The 12,200-nt window shown below is 61.9% G+C and carries 12 protein-coding genes; 7 read left to right on the top strand and 5 right to left on the bottom strand.

Features of this window, described 5'->3' with window-relative positions:
* Nucleotides 1–46: 46 nt before the first annotated feature.
* The gene (locus tag RB548_RS11775; protein ID WP_408642371.1) at nt 47–367 is read left to right on the top strand and encodes a hypothetical protein; all 321 of its coding nucleotides are present in this window, start codon (nt 47–49) and stop codon (nt 365–367) included.
* 555 nt (nt 368–922) lie between these two features.
* Here RB548_RS11775 and RB548_RS11770 read toward each other — a convergent pair.
* Nucleotides 923–1,537 carry a class I SAM-dependent methyltransferase gene (locus RB548_RS11770; protein WP_331371498.1) on the bottom strand — a complete coding sequence of 205 codons (615 nt, stop codon included), beginning with the start codon at nt 1,535–1,537 and terminating at the stop codon, nt 923–925.
* A gap of 87 nt (nt 1,538–1,624) precedes the next feature.
* Entirely contained in the window at nt 1,625–2,656 is a 1,032-nt protein-coding gene (locus RB548_RS11765) for a threo-3-hydroxy-L-aspartate ammonia-lyase (protein WP_331371497.1), read from the bottom strand.
* Nucleotides 2,657–2,927: 271 nt separating this feature from the next.
* On the opposite strand from RB548_RS11765, the gene RB548_RS11760 reads away from it, so the two are divergent.
* The 3 genes from RB548_RS11760 to RB548_RS11750 all read left to right on the top strand — a co-directional run bounded on the left by RB548_RS11760 (nt 2,928) and on the right by RB548_RS11750 (nt 7,508).
* Nucleotides 2,928–4,154 (top strand): aminotransferase-like domain-containing protein, encoded by a 1,227-nt coding sequence (locus RB548_RS11760; protein WP_331371496.1) that lies wholly within the window; start codon nt 2,928–2,930, stop codon nt 4,152–4,154.
* A 243-nt stretch (nt 4,155–4,397) separates the two neighbouring features.
* Nucleotides 4,398–4,859, top strand: a complete 462-nt coding sequence (locus RB548_RS11755) for a nuclear transport factor 2 family protein (protein ID WP_331371495.1) — start codon at nt 4,398–4,400, stop codon at nt 4,857–4,859.
* Nucleotides 4,860–5,477: 618 nt separating this feature from the next.
* Nucleotides 5,478–7,508 carry an acyltransferase family protein gene (locus RB548_RS11750; RefSeq protein ID WP_331371494.1) on the top strand — a complete coding sequence of 677 codons (2,031 nt, stop codon included), beginning with the start codon at nt 5,478–5,480 and terminating at the stop codon, nt 7,506–7,508.
* A gap of 88 nt (nt 7,509–7,596) precedes the next feature.
* On the opposite strand, the gene RB548_RS11745 is transcribed toward RB548_RS11750, so the two are convergent.
* Entirely contained in the window at nt 7,597–8,490 is an 894-nt protein-coding gene (locus RB548_RS11745; protein WP_331371493.1) for a LysR family transcriptional regulator, read from the bottom strand.
* Between the two features lie 99 nt (nt 8,491–8,589).
* Between RB548_RS11745 and RB548_RS11740 the strand changes: the two genes are divergently transcribed.
* The 3 genes from RB548_RS11740 (at nt 8,590) to RB548_RS11730 (ending at nt 10,140) form a co-directional block, all read left to right on the top strand.
* Nucleotides 8,590–9,051 (top strand): cupin domain-containing protein, encoded by a 462-nt coding sequence (locus tag RB548_RS11740; protein WP_331371492.1) that lies wholly within the window; start codon nt 8,590–8,592, stop codon nt 9,049–9,051.
* A gap of 209 nt (nt 9,052–9,260) precedes the next feature.
* A complete protein-coding gene (locus tag RB548_RS11735; protein WP_331371491.1) occupies nt 9,261–9,968 on the top strand; it encodes an arylamine N-acetyltransferase family protein in 708 nt (235 codons plus the stop codon).
* Between the two features lie 43 nt (nt 9,969–10,011).
* Nucleotides 10,012–10,140, top strand: a complete 129-nt coding sequence (locus tag RB548_RS11730) for a hypothetical protein (protein ID WP_331371490.1) — start codon at nt 10,012–10,014, stop codon at nt 10,138–10,140.
* A 118-nt stretch (nt 10,141–10,258) separates the two neighbouring features.
* Here RB548_RS11730 and RB548_RS11725 read toward each other — a convergent pair whose 3' ends face one another.
* Nucleotides 10,259–10,960 carry an ABC transporter ATP-binding protein gene (locus RB548_RS11725; protein ID WP_331371489.1) on the bottom strand — a complete coding sequence of 234 codons (702 nt, stop codon included), beginning with the start codon at nt 10,958–10,960 and terminating at the stop codon, nt 10,259–10,261.
* Nucleotides 10,957–12,198, bottom strand: a complete 1,242-nt coding sequence (locus tag RB548_RS11720) for an ABC transporter permease (RefSeq protein ID WP_331371488.1) — start codon at nt 12,196–12,198, stop codon at nt 10,957–10,959. The genes RB548_RS11725 and RB548_RS11720 overlap by 4 nt, the downstream gene beginning before the upstream one ends.
* Nucleotides 12,199–12,200: the final 2 nt, after the last annotated feature.

The raw sequence follows: 12,200 nt of genomic DNA, 5'->3' as shown, positions 1-12,200 counted from the left end.
GGCGTGTGAACGAGGGCCAGCGAAGGCGACATCTGGAGGGCGTGAATTGTCGACGACCAAGTTGAACGCATATTCGATCGCGCGCTGCGCATTTGTTGTCGCGGGCGTCTCGCTTTTCGGCGGATGCCAATCATCGACGCCTGAGCCCCAGAACATGGCCCGCACGAGCCTGCAGACCGCGCCCGCCGACCTGCAACTCATCTGCGCCAATGCCGTCGTTGCGCAAGCCAGCGGCGCCAGGGTTCTGCCGATGAGTTCGCGCCAGCTCGATGCGACGACCTACGCCGTCGATGTCGATGCCGGCGGGCGCAAGTTCAACTGCGTCGTCGACAGCAGCGGCAGCGTCAGATCGGTCCAGCCGGCCTAGAGTCGCTTAAGGCGATGGTCGCAAAAAATCGAGATGCGGGTGAAGCCGCGTCCACGAGCAACGATAGGCTGGAGCTACTTCTTTTGCATGCGCTCCCGCTTGATGGCTCGATGTGGAAAGGGCAGATGCATCTTCTGCCGGGCTCGACTCATGCGCCGACGCTCTATTCTTTGGGTGATAGTATTGAGGCTTGGGACATTTAAGTTAGTGGCCGGACGCCACACGTCCCGGCTTTCTCGTCATGCAATTTTGGAAAAGATCATTGTGCATTGCAGAATATTGTTGTGCGATGCAAGAGTATCAATCATATCTTACGGGTATCTCGCAATAATATTCTGCACTTCTTCTTCCTCTGGAAACCAATCCATGTTCTGATGTGTTGGTCGGCAGGAGGAAGCGTAATGACGACGATTCTGCAGCACTTCGCTCTCTTCGATTTCTTCATCCTTGTTGCGATCTGTTTCCTGCTGATCTGCAGCTACTGGGACGAAGGGGAGGCCTGAGAGCGGCATCCAGGCTGCAAAGCCTTGCAGACCGGACGTGATCCGGCCGTCTTCACTGTTGTTCTACTGAAATCGGTTTTGCGGCCGACACATGCAGCCACCGGGTCGGCTCGCTGTCATAGCCGCCCCCATCTGCTTCGAGGATATCCACGTTCGCCCAACCGTTCTTCTCGAACAGTGGCATCAACCAGTCCCGCGAAGGATAGTTGTAATAGCGCCCGAAGCGATCGCGGCCTTCGCCGTTTCCTGCCTTGAAACTGGCATGAAGTATCCCGCCGCCTCTCAGGGCGCGCAGGATGCGGGCGAGCACGCCGGCAAGTTCTGCACGCGGCACATGCAGGAGGCACGCTTCCGCCCAGACCGCGTCGAATGCGTCGTGCCATCCGATCTCTTCAAACCGGACGACCTCGACCTGCCGCCCGAGAAGACGCTCTGCCTCGGCCGCAAGCTCCGGCGAGCCGTCGGTTGGCGTCACATCGAAACCCCTGGAGAGCATGTAGGCGCTGTCCTGGCCGCCGCCGCAGCCGAGTTCGAGAATCCTGGCACCGGACGTAAGCCTTGCGAGGAAGCGATCAAGGCGCGCTGTCGGCGCCTTGCGTTCCCGATTTGCATAGGCTGCCGCGTTGTCGCGGTAGAAGGCATTCGCCTGGTCGCTGACTGGCGGCATCTCATTTCCTTCATAGAAGTGATGCGTGCCTGATAAGGCGCGCCGTTACGTAGGACAAGCGCCGACGGGAGGCGTGGGTGAGGGGATCTAGCGAGCGCTCAACAGTGTATTGAACGTTTTCAGATCGACGTTTCCGCCGCTCAGGAGAATGCCTGCTCTCGCGCCCGGGCAGGGCAGCACACCCTGCAATATGGCTGCCGCGGCCAGGCAGCCGGTCGGCTCCACGATGATCTTCATGCGTTCGGCGAAGAACCGCATGGTCTCGACCAGTTGGGCATCGCTAACGGTCACGATGTCGTGGACCAAGCGTTTCAGGATGGCGAAGTTGTGCTTGCCGACGTGGGTGACAATCGCGCCGTCGGCGATGGATTTTGGCGCCGGGATACGCACGATCTCGCCCTTCTTGAGCGACTGCTGGCCGTCATTGCCCGTCTCCGGCTCGACGCCGATAATCCTGCAGGCGGGCGAAAGCGCGCGGGCGCTGAGCGCGCTGCCGGCGAGCAGACCGCCTCCGCCGAGCGGCACGACAAGCAGATCGAGCTCTCCGACCTCCTCGATCAGTTCCAGCGCGGCGGTACCCTGTCCCGCAATCACATCCGGATGATCAAAGGGCGGGACCAGCGTTGCGCCGCGCTCGGCGGCGAGGCGCCTGCTGATTTCCTCGCGATCCTCGGTGTACCGGTCATAGAAATGGATCTCGGCGCCATAGGCCTTCGTCGCCGCGACCTTTATCTCCGGCGCGTCCGTCGGCATCACGATCGTCGCCGGAACGCCTTGCAGCTTCGCCGCATAGGCCAGCGCCTGGGCATGGTTGCCGGAGGAGAAGGCGACGACACCGTTTCGTCGGGAAGATTCGTCGAGCGCGGCAACGGCATTGCAGGCGCCGCGAAACTTGAAGGCGCCGGCGCGTTGCAGATTCTCCGCCTTGAAGAAGAGAGACGCCCCAGCCATTCCATCTGCCGTTCGCGATGTCAAAACGGGGGTGCGGTGCGCAGCGCCCAAAATGCGCTGCCGCGCCGTCTGAACGTCCTCGAATGTCGGAATCCTGAGCGAAGCGGATGCTGATGACGTGTCGTTCACGCAAACCTCCCCAAAGCGGTACTGCGGATCGAAAGACATTGCACGAGTTCTGAAATCCAGCATAGCGCGCGATAGCTGCGAGCGCTACGCGGGGCGCCAATGTCTCACGTTACGTCATGCAAGTAACCATGCGGCAGAGACTGGTTTCGTAAGCCCGAAACCACGAAAAAAGAACTGATTTAGGTCAATAACGTTGACATAAATTAGCGGACGTGATCCTGTCGCCGGACAATCGACAAAGAAAAATGCGGGACGTCGGAAATCCGTTTCTTTCCGCGGTCCCGTTGCAAAGATCTCGAGGAAACCGCCCATGCTGCATTGGGACCATATCTTCGCGACGCGTTCGAGCCGGATGCGCGCCTCCGAAATCCGTGAGCTTCTGAAACTGCTCGATCGTCCCGATATCATTTCCTTTGCCGGCGGCATTCCCGATCCCGAACTCTTCCCCGACGCGGAATTCAAGGCGGCCTACGCCGAAATCTTCGGCGGCCCGGCGGTCAGCGCGGCACTGCAATATTCGGTAAGCGAGGGTTACCGGCCGCTGCGCGAGTGGCTGGCCAAGCAGATGGCGGCTCTCGGCATTCCGGCTACGGTCGATAACATCTTCATTACCTCCGGTTCGCAGCAGGCGCTCGACTATCTCGGCAAGCTGTTCCTGTCGCCGAAGGATACCGCGCTCGTCACCTGGCCGACCTATCTCGGCGCGCTGCAGGCCTTCAATGCCTATGAGCCCGCCTACGATCAGTTGAACCCCGGCGGCAACCGCACGCCCGAGGCCTACCGCCAACAGGCGGCTGAAGCCGGCGGCCGGGTGAAGTTCGCCTATCTCTCCGCCGATTTCGCCAACCCGACCGGCGAGACGGTGGACCGCGCCGGCCGCGAGCGCGTCCTCGACCTCGCGGAAGAACTCGATGTCGCCGTCATCGAAGATGCGGCCTATCAGTCGCTGCGCTACGACGGCGAAGCGATCCCGCCGATCCTGGCGCTGGAAATCGCCCGCAAGGGCGACATCAACAGCGCCCGGACGATCTATTGCGGCAGTTTCTCCAAGACGCTGGCACCGGGGCTTCGCGTCGGCTGGGTCTGCGCCTCCGAAGCGGTGATCCGCAAGCTGGTATTGCTGAAGCAGGCGGCCGACCTGCATTCCTCGACGATCAACCAGATGGCGATCTGCACCGTTGCCGAGCGCGGCTTCGACGAGCAGGTGGCGAAGATCCACAAGGTCTACAAGCATCGCCGCAGCGCCATGCTGGCGGCACTCGAAAAATACATGCCGGCGGGCGTGACCTGGACCAAGCCGGAAGGCGGCATGTTCGTCTGGGTGACGTTGCCGAAGGGCACGGACGGGGCCGCGCTTCTGGCCAAATCGATCCAGACGGCGAAGGTCGCCTTCGTCCCCGGCCGCGCCTTCTTCGCCGACGGGTCCGGCGAAAACACGCTGCGCCTGAGCTTCTCGTGCGCCAACGACAAGATGATCGAAGAGGGCATCCGCCGGCTCGGCGACTTGATCCACGGCGAGGTCGCCGAGGCGGCCTGAACTGGAAAGACGCGGGCGCGCATTTCGAGGAGGCCTGGCGGAGACGCCGGGCCTTTCCGTTTATCGGCAGGCCTGCTCCGCGTTCGTCGTGACAGGAGTCGCGGTCTCTTTCGCTGTTGCCAGCAGTGGCGATTGACGGCAAACTTGCGAGCCAACCCGGCCTCTCGCATGACGAGCGGAGCCGGCTGTCATCGTTTCCGATTCATAAGAGTTGTGCAGTAACCGAAAAGGGGGAGGACTGCCATGACCGATCGAAGCGAACTCGAAAACATCATGCAGGCGATCTACCAGGCGCGGGCCGAGAACGACCTCGACGCATTGATGGCCTATGTACACCCCGCCTGCAGCTTCCGCATCGCCGCGAGCGACCGGCTGGGGCCCATGAGCCAGAAGGTCGAAGGCGCGGGAGCCGTGCGCCTCAACTTCAAGGAATTGATGGACGTCTGGGATCTTTCCAAGGTGGGGACGCTCGCTCTTCATATCGATGGCGAGACGGTTTTGGCCCATCGCGCCGGCGAGGTCCGGTTCGTCCCGAGCGATGCCCGCTTCGAAACCGAATTTATCGACAAGGTCACCTTCAGGGACGGGCTGATGGTGGAGATCATGGAGTTTGTCGACACGCTGCAGCTGATGGAGGTCGCGACCCCGATGGACACCACGATGCCGCTTGCGGGCATCGTGGTGACAGAAGAGGCGGGCGTGTAGCACGGCGACGGCCGTCGCGTCGCCACCGAATCGCCAATACCAGATCCCGCGTGGCGCGTCGCTGCCTGCTGCAGCAATTCAAAGTGCTGCAGCGTCTTTTACGCATCTGATAAGACGCACGGCGCTGTAGAACAAATGTCTCCCGAACGCCCCAAGAAGGCGCCGGCGACCTGCCGGCGCCGCAAGGGGCTGATGGCACTCTAACTGTCGCCGTCAGCGGGGTTGACCGGGCGCCGTTGAAAGAGGATTGCGCTTCTGCGGGAGGGCGTGCCGGACCGCTGAGTTTCTTACGTTTTTGGAGTGCCCACCCTTTGTTTTTGAGGGGGCGTGGCAATTGGCGAAGTCAATCAATGGTTGTGCTCCGGCAGCGTGGCGATTAAGGCCGCATGCGCCGCAATTCTGAGCGGCGTGAGAGCCACCAGCGAACGGGCCGTCGCGCAAACTTCAGAAAAAATTGAAAAAAGCCCCATATTGCCGCCTCATTTTCGGTCAGGATCACGTCGCGAAGACGTGTTGCGTTGCGGCGGAGAATGTTGCGCCGCGTCAAATTACGCCTTGCCTCCAGATCTGTTCGTGTCATGAATGACTGGGGCGCCTGAGAGAAATGCAATCAGCGGTATGAGTATGCAAGCGGCCCCAGGAACCTTTCGCCCGGACATCGAGGGACTGCGCGCCTTGGCGGTTTCCGGTGTCGTTGCCTTTCATTTCGGCATGACCGGTCTGCCCGGCGGCTTCATCGGCGTCGATATCTTCTTCGTCATATCCGGGTACCTGATCACGAGACATCTGCAGCAGGAGATCGCCAGGAGCGGCACGGTCAATCTCTGGCGCTTCTACGCCCGGCGCGCCCGCCGCCTACTTCCGGCGTCATTGTTCGTCATCCTGGTGACGCTCATCTTCGGTTACTTCATTCTCTCGCCGTCGGAGCAGCAGTTTTATTCGAAGGGATCGCTGTTTGCCTCGTCCTACATGATCAATCTGTGGCTCATCCGCTGGACCGTCGATTATTTTGCGTCGGACGCGTCGAACAACCCGTTCATCCATTACTGGTCGCTCTCGGTCGAGGAGCAGTTCTATCTCGTCTGGCCCGCGCTCCTGTTGGTCCTTGCACGGTTTCGGCCGGCGAAGCGAGACCCGTTCCTCCTGCTTGCTGCCGTGGCCGCGGTTTCCCTTGCGCTTTGCTGGCGGCTGACTGCGATTTCCCAGCCCTGGGCGTTCTATTTCTCACCGCTGAGAGCTTGGGAATTCGCCGCCGGTGGCCTGGCCTCGATGGCGGTCTCGCAGGAGTGGGCAAGGCGGTTCCGCTTTTCGCCCGCGCTCGGCTGGCTTGGGCTCGCGCTGATCGCGGCGGCCTATCTGACCGTCACGGAGGATATTCCCTTTCCGGGCTCGATTGCCCTGGTGCCGGTGCTGGGCACGGTGATGGTGCTTCTCAGTGGTGCGCATGAGAGCCGTATCGGGCCGAGGTCCATTCTCGGCCTGCAGCCGTTCCAGGAGATCGGGAAGCTCTCTTATTCCCTCTATCTCTGGCACTGGCCGGTGATCGTCTACGCCGGGATCCTCGAGCCGGACCTGACCATCGCCCATCGGCTCCTGTGTCTGGCGCTCACACTCGTCCTCTCGCTTTTCAGTTACCATTTCATCGAAAATCCGGTGCGCCACAGCGGTTGGCTGGCGGCAAAGACCAGCCGGTCGCTGGGTCTCGCGGCGATGCTGACAGCGACGGGCGCGACAGTCGCCTACGGAAGCGCAGCCCTTGCAAGCTTCAACCTCGATTCCGAGCAACGGCAGGTCCTCACAAGCGCCGAGCGGAAATCGGCGGCGCGGGAATTCGATTCCGCCTGCGTGCTCGAAAGGGACGAGATTGCGCCAAGGGCCTGCGAATTCGGCGCCAAGAATCCGAAAAAGACCATCGTTCTCTTCGGCGATTCCCATGCCGACCACTGGTCGACGCCACTCAAGCGAATTGCCGAGAACAACGGCTGGCGGCTCGTCACCTATCTGAAGTCGTCATGTCCGGCGGCAAGTGTGACGACCTGGAATACGGTGTTGGCGCGGAACTACAGCGAGTGCGACGAATGGAGGAAGCTGGTGTTTGGTCAGATTGCCTCGCTGAAGCCGGATGTCGTGATCCTCTCGGAATATTCATCGAGCTATGTGCAAAACGATATCAATTACATATCCAGCTACCAGATCGACGTCAGCGAGTGGGCCAAGGGCATCAAGCGCACGGTCGAGACATTGAAAGACACGGCCAGCGAAGTGGTCGTGCTTCGGGACGGACCGCTGCACAAATCCTATCTCGACAAATGTGTCGCGCGCGCCCTGTGGCAGGACGAGAGCCCCAGCGTTTGCGACACACCGCGCAACGAGGCGGTGGAGGAGACGATCCCGGCAGCGGAACGGAAGGTCGTTTCGGAGGTGGGCCATGCGTCCTATGTCGACGTCGTCGATCTTTTCTGCAACAAAACCACTTGCCCCGCGGTCATCGACGGCAAACTGACCTTCCGCGATCGTCATCACATCGCCACGCCCTACGCAGAATCGCTCGCGGCTCCCCTTCAACGCGCGATTTTCGGAGAGACGATCGTGGGTGCGCTACAGGATCGGCCTGCGGCCAGCAAGGATGGGCACGCCGCGCCGCAGTGAGAAGTTTTATCAATCATCGCCGAAAAGCAGGTTACGTCGCGTGAGCCGGTTGAACACGACGCGCTTCAAGTCTAGACATATATCATCGCTACGGCCCCAGTATTCCCGCCAGGAACGAGACGAAGCGTCGGACCTTCACCGCGATATGGCGATTGGCCGGATAGACCGCTTGCAACTGTATGGTGGTGATATCCCAGTCGGGGAGAAGACGTACCAACCGGCCCTGCCTGAGGTCTTCCCCGACGATAAAGTCGGGCAGGAGGACGATACCGACCCCCAGCAAGGCGGCGTCGCGCAGGCCAAGGCTGTGATTGAGTTCCAGCCGGGGCATGATCGGAATGCGAAACTCCTCACCGTTCCTGCTGAACGGCCAGACCCGCCCCCATCTTAGCTCGGCAAAGTGGAGACAGGAGTGGTGTACGAGGTCGTGTGGCGTCTCCGGTGCACCCTGTTCGGCAATATAGGTGGGCGAGGCGCAAATCACGATTTGCGATGTCGCCAGTTGCCGGGTGATGAGATTGATATCGACCGACAGGCGGCCTCGAATGGCAAGGTCGAAGCCATCCTCGATCAGGTTCACGGCCCGATGCGACAGGTCCAGATCGATGGACACAGCCGGGTTGAGCTTGAGGAACTCCGAAACCGCCGGCACGATCACCAGATGCCCGAGATCGGGCGGCGCGGACACCCGCAATCGCCCGACGGCTTCCTTCTGGAACGAGGTTGCCGCCCTTTCCGCTTCCCTTATCTGCGGCAGGATTCCCGAAAGCGCTTCCCGATAGGCAGCGCCCGCCTCGGTAAGGACGACCTTGCGCGTCGATCTCTGGAAGAGGCGGATGCCGAGGCGATCCTCGAGCTGCCTCACCTGCGCCCCCACCGTCGCGCGCGACATGCCGAGTTCTTCTGCGGCCTTCGTGAAGCTGAGAAGTGTGGAAACCGTTAGAAAGGCGGCAATCCCGTCAAGCGGATCGAGCGTTTTCATGAGGTCGATTATCCATCCAATGATGTCAATACATCGGTCTTATCATGACGCGCAGCACAAAGTAATCGATGGGTGTCCTCAAACACACGGAGACCCGACATGAAGACATTCACCTACGCGGCGGTATCACCGCCGGACCATGGAACGCCGGCAATGGCGTTCGGCAAACACATCGTACGCATGATGGCGGCCAATACAGGCGGCTCGTTCGGGATGCTTGAGGCCATCGTACCGCCCGGAGAAGGTCCGCCGCTTCATGTGCATGCGCGCGAGGACGAGTTCTTCCGCGTCCTGTCCGGCTGCTTCGGTTTCTGGTGTGCCGGCGACTATGTCGAACTGGCGGAGGGTGGCTGCATCGCGCTGCCACGCGGCGTGCCGCATCGATTCCGGAACATTGGAGAGACGGAAGGCCGTCTGATGGCCGTCGTTACGCCGGGCGGGTTCGAAGCCTTCTTTCCGATCATCGAGCTCTGCAAGCCCGAAACGCCCGAGCAAATCGCCTCCGTCGCAATGGATTTCGGCCTGACCTTCCTGCCCGACGATGACCGCAAGGTCGCCTGATCCGGCGACACGCCGTCCTGAACTACAGCACCGGATACCTCAACAACGCTCCATCGGAAAGGAGACCGAAGGATGACACACCTGCCTTCAAACGAAAACGGAATGACCTGACAGCCGGTCAGCTGGACGCCTATCTCGCAAGGATCGGCGTCGACCGGCCGGTTTCTCTCGACTTCCACGGCCTGTCGAGGCTTCACCGCGCTCATCTCGTGACCTTCACGTGGGAGGCGCTGGACACCTTCATGGGATGGCCGTCCTCGATCACGCCGGCATCCGCCTTCGCAAAAATGGTGGAGGGTAGGCGCGGCGGCTGGTGTTACGAGATGAACGGTCTCTTCGGCGCGGCGCTTGATGCGCTCGGTTTCCGGGTGACCCGTCTTTGCGGCGGTGTCGACCGCGAAAAACTGGGCGACATCGCCATCGGCAACCACCTGACCCTGCGTGTCGATCTCGACCGCCCCTATCTCGCCGAGGTCGGCGTGGCGGACGCCATCGTCGAACCCGTGCCTCTTACCGTCGGACCGATCAGCCAGCGCGGTTTCGACTTTTCGATCATGCCGACGGACGACGGCTGGCTGCGCTTCAACAACCATGTGCATGGCATCGCACACAGCTTCGATTTCCGGCCCGATCACAGCGACGAGGCCGCCATGGCCGCCACGCATGCCTGGTTGATGCGGGATCCCGGGTCGCCGTTCACAAACGCGCTGGCAGTCCTGCGTCATACCGCCGACGGTTATGTCGCCCTGCAGAACGATCGCTTGCGCACCGTGACGCCCATCAGCGTTAGCGAACACCGCATCACAAGCGCGGACCATCTCGCGGACACGTTTGAAACTGTTTTCGGCCTCGACATTCCGCGGCCCGGACAGGTCTGGGACAAGATCCAGGCGATTGGCCGCGATAAGGCGGCCTGAACAGGTGACACCCCTTCAACACTATGGATTCAATGAAACATCCATGCTTCGCATCGCCGCATTCTGTACCGGTTTCGCACTGAGCACCGCTCTCGCCCTTGCCGCAGGTCTCGATGAGCAGGCTCCTGCCGGAGCCTACAATACCGACCCGTCGCATTCGAGCCTCCTCTGAGCCATTGCGGGTCTACTGGCGGCCGCCGCTTCTAATTGAAACAATCGGCCACAGAACGTTGCCGAGCCGACCAAACTTCGCCAATCGCGTTAACGCACTGTCTTCGGATGCTGATGTCCTAGTAAGTTGCCGCCGCGCTACTCTCTTCCCCGCTGATCCGGCCATCCACGAGATGGATGCGCCGGTGCATGCGGGCGGCCATGTCGAGGTCGTGGGTGACGGCGACGACCGTCTTGCCGCGCTCGTTGACGAGCGCTTCCAGGATTGCAAACACCTGCTCCGAACTCTTGCTGTCGAGGCTGCCGGTCGGCTCGTCAGCGAGGATGAGCGGCGGATCGTTGGCGAGCGCTCTGGCGACCGCCACTCGCTGGCGCTGGCCGCCGGAAAGCTGGTCGGGCCGCTTGTCGAGGTGATCTTCCAAGCCGAGTGAGGAGAGCAGCGCCGTCGCCCGCTCGCGCATCTCGCCGCGCGTGAGGTGGGCGAGCTTGCGCATCGGGATCTCGACGTTTTGGCGGGCGGTGAACTCCGGCAGCAGGAAATGGAACTGGAACACAAAACCGATATTGGCGAGGCGCGTCGCGGCGCGCTCCCTCTCGCTCATCGGCTCGGCATCGCGGCCACGGATCTTGAGTGTCCCCGCGCTCGGCCGGTCGAGCAGCCCCAGGAGATAGAGCAGCGACGATTTTCCCGATCCCGACGGGCCGGTCACCGCGACGAACTCCCGCTCGCCGATGCTGAGCGTGACGTCCCTCACCAGCGTGACCGGCACCGTCTCATGCAGAATGCGCGTGAGGTCGCTCGTCTCGATCAGGGTCGTCATGTCGCGCCCCTTATGATGTCGACGGGATTGAGATGGGCCGCGCGCCGGGCGGGCAGGTAGCCGGCGACGGCTGCGGAGCCGACCGCGGAGGCCGTCGCGATGAGGTAATGGAGCGTGCTCCAGGCGATCGGCAGCTGCGTCATCTCCTGGCCGGTTGCAGCGATTTCAAAGCGCACGAGGGAAAGCGCATAGGTGATGGAAAATCCGAGCACCCAGCCGAGGAGCGAACCCGCGCCGCCGATTGCCAGGCCTTCGAGCACGAAGAGGCGCCGCATGTCGGCCTCCGAGAAGCCGAGCGATTTCATGATGGCGATGTCGCGCGCCTTCTCGTGGGTGATGGTCGAGATGATGTTGAAGATGCCGAAGCCGGCGACAAGCATGATGGCGGCCACGACCGTGTACATGATGATGTTGCGCACCACGAGCGCCTCCAGAATGGATTCGTTCGCCTCCTGCCAGGCAACCGCCTTGTAGCCGAGCTCCGCCTCGACGCGCCGCGCAATCGTGGGGGCGGCATTCGGATCGTCGAGCTTGATGCTGATCCGGTTGATCGCGTTCGGCCGGTTGGAAAGAATTTGCGCATTCTTCTGCAGCACATAGGCCTCGCCTTCGTCGCGCGCGGTGGTTCCGGTGTGAAACAATCCGACGATCTTGAAGTTGCGGGTGAGCCCCTCGGACGATACCGCGGTGATCGTATCGCCAAGCCCGGCGCCCAGTCTCGAGGCCATCGTATCGCCGATCACGACATTGTTGCCGCCGGCGGTGAGCGCGTCGAAGCTTCCCTCGCGGAAATCCTCGACGATCGGCGAGACGCTCGCTTCCCTCTCCGGATCGATGCCGATGACCACGGCGCCGACCTCGCGGCCTGAATAGCGGATGACCGCGTCGGTGTTGAGCGTCGCGGCAAACCGTCCCGGTATCCACTCCTCGAGCCAGGACTCGGCGGCGGTCGGGTTGATGATGCCGCGGCGGTCGTCGCGCGGCCTGAGGCCCGATAGGGCGGCGACCTCGAAGACGTCCTCGGCCGGCTGCCGGCGCGCCGTGCGCTGGTCGTCGGTCACCTCGACATGGGGCATGGTATCGACGAGCTGGCGGACGAAATCGTCCTGCCCGCCCTGCATCAGCGCCGCCATCGCAATGGAGAAGCCGACGCCGACAGCCACGCCGACTATCGCGACCACGGTCTGGCGGCCGCGACCGGCGATATGCGTCCAGGCGATATCGAGGATAAGATGCATGA

This window comes from Sinorhizobium chiapasense, from assembly GCF_036488675.1.
GTDB lineage: Bacteria > Pseudomonadota > Alphaproteobacteria > Rhizobiales > Rhizobiaceae > Sinorhizobium > Sinorhizobium chiapasense.
Note: the sequence above shows the minus strand (reverse complement) of the source record. Positions and strands in the feature narration are given on the sequence as shown.

Excerpts from the sequence above, each read along its gene's own strand:
- RB548_RS11760 (WP_331371496.1), top strand. The coding sequence starts at position 2,928 with ATGCTGCATTGGGACCATATCTTCGCGACGCGTTCGAGCCGGATGCGC.
- RB548_RS11720 (WP_331371488.1), bottom strand. The coding sequence starts at position 12,198 with ATGCATCTTATCCTCGATATCGCCTGGACGCATATCGCCGGTCGCGGC.
- RB548_RS11765 (WP_331371497.1), bottom strand. The coding sequence starts at position 2,656 with ATGTCTTTCGATCCGCAGTACCGCTTTGGGGAGGTTTGCGTGAACGAC.
- RB548_RS11755 (WP_331371495.1), top strand. The coding sequence starts at position 4,398 with ATGACCGATCGAAGCGAACTCGAAAACATCATGCAGGCGATCTACCAG.
- RB548_RS11770 (WP_331371498.1), bottom strand. The coding sequence starts at position 1,537 with ATGCCGCCAGTCAGCGACCAGGCGAATGCCTTCTACCGCGACAACGCG.
- RB548_RS11750 (WP_331371494.1), top strand. The coding sequence starts at position 5,478 with ATGAGTATGCAAGCGGCCCCAGGAACCTTTCGCCCGGACATCGAGGGA.
- RB548_RS11730 (WP_331371490.1), top strand. The coding sequence starts at position 10,012 with ATGCTTCGCATCGCCGCATTCTGTACCGGTTTCGCACTGAGCACCGCT.
- RB548_RS11745 (WP_331371493.1), bottom strand. The coding sequence starts at position 8,490 with ATGAAAACGCTCGATCCGCTTGACGGGATTGCCGCCTTTCTAACGGTT.
- RB548_RS11725 (WP_331371489.1), bottom strand. The coding sequence starts at position 10,960 with ATGACGACCCTGATCGAGACGAGCGACCTCACGCGCATTCTGCATGAG.
- RB548_RS11740 (WP_331371492.1), top strand. The coding sequence starts at position 8,590 with ATGAAGACATTCACCTACGCGGCGGTATCACCGCCGGACCATGGAACG.